This window comes from Candidatus Equadaptatus faecalis, from assembly GCA_018065065.1.
Lineage (GTDB): Bacteria > Synergistota > Synergistia > Synergistales > Synergistaceae > Equadaptatus > Equadaptatus faecalis.
Genome location: JAGHTZ010000086.1, coordinates 1 through 1,278 on the forward strand (window position 1 = coordinate 1; position 1,278 = coordinate 1,278).

The window sequence follows — 1,278 nt, forward strand, 5'->3', positions numbered from 1 at the left end:
AAGCATATCTCGGAGCACATCTTGGACTTGGCTACAAATGGTCGCTCAAAGACAACTCAAACATAGACACCTACGTCAAATACCTCTGGAACAGACAGAACGGCGACAGCCCGACAATAGCCGGAGAGAAATTTGACCTTGACGAGATAAACAGCCACAGACTCCGCGCCGGTTTCCGTTACAACGGCAAAGAAAACGAAAACGGAATAAAATTCTTCGGCGGGCTTGCCTACGAATACGAATTTGACGGAACAGCCAAAGGACACATGGGAGAATACGCTCTGCTTGAACCTGACTTCAAAGGCGGAAGCGGAATGGCTGAACTCGGCATTAAATACCACAAAGCGAACAGCCCCTGGAAAGTTGAACTCGGGCTGACAGGCTACACGGGCAAACGCGACAGCATAGGAGCGCACCTGAACGCGTGGTATGAGTTTGGAAAATAGGGCAGCGATAAGTGGTAAGCATTAAGCTGTAAGCTATAAGCTAAATGCTAAATGTATAGTGCAAAATGCAAAGTGAAGAATGAGCAGTAAGCTTGAAGCTAAAAGCAGCAAGCAAAAAAAACGTCATACCGTGCTTGACACGGTATCCAGCGACTTTACGGGCGAAGCCCGTTGGGTATTGAAAAACCAACGACACTGGATTCTGCGCTAAGTCCTACGGACTTCCGCAGAAAGACAAGATTTTTTAACCATATTCCTGCGCTAAGCCTGACGGCTTCTGTACCCATACTGGGCACAGGCAGAATGACGGAGAGGTAAGCACTAAGCGAACAGTATGTAACGAAAAAACGGCGGCTTGGAGAAATCCAAGCCGCTGTTATTTGAAAAAATTGGAAATTTTGAAGGCTAAAATGTGAGAAATATTAAAAAAAGTGCTTGCATTAGTCGGTTTTTTAGTGTAAAATTGCTCTCGCAATAGTGGGATCCGGCACACCGGGTCTCTTTTGGGTTGCAGAACGTTTATGCCCGCACGGGTAAGTCTACGAGGCGCTGCCTCAGGGAGGAAACAGGAAATGGCAAAAGAGAAATTTGAAAGAACCAAACCCCATCTTAACATAGGAACCATCGGTCACATAGACCACGGCAAGACGACCCTGACGGCGGCAATCACGAAAACGCTTGCCCGTCACAACGGAGCAGACTTTGTCCCGTTCAACATGATAGACAAAGCGCCGGAAGAAAGAGAACGCGGAATAACCATCAACATCGCCCACGTTGAATACCAGACAGAATCAAGACACTACGCCCACATTGACTGCCCGGGACACGCTGA

The 1,278-nt window shown here is 47.7% G+C and carries 2 protein-coding genes; both read left to right on the forward strand.

The window, feature by feature from the left end:
• Positions 1-446, forward strand: a 446-nt coding sequence (locus KBS54_07025) for an autotransporter domain-containing protein (protein MBQ0055873.1), incomplete at its 5' end; no start/stop codon positions are given.
• A 572-nt stretch (positions 447-1,018) separates the two neighbouring features.
• Positions 1,019-1,278 (forward strand): elongation factor Tu (gene tuf / locus KBS54_07030; GenBank protein MBQ0055874.1); only part of this gene is annotated, 260 nt, incomplete at its 3' end.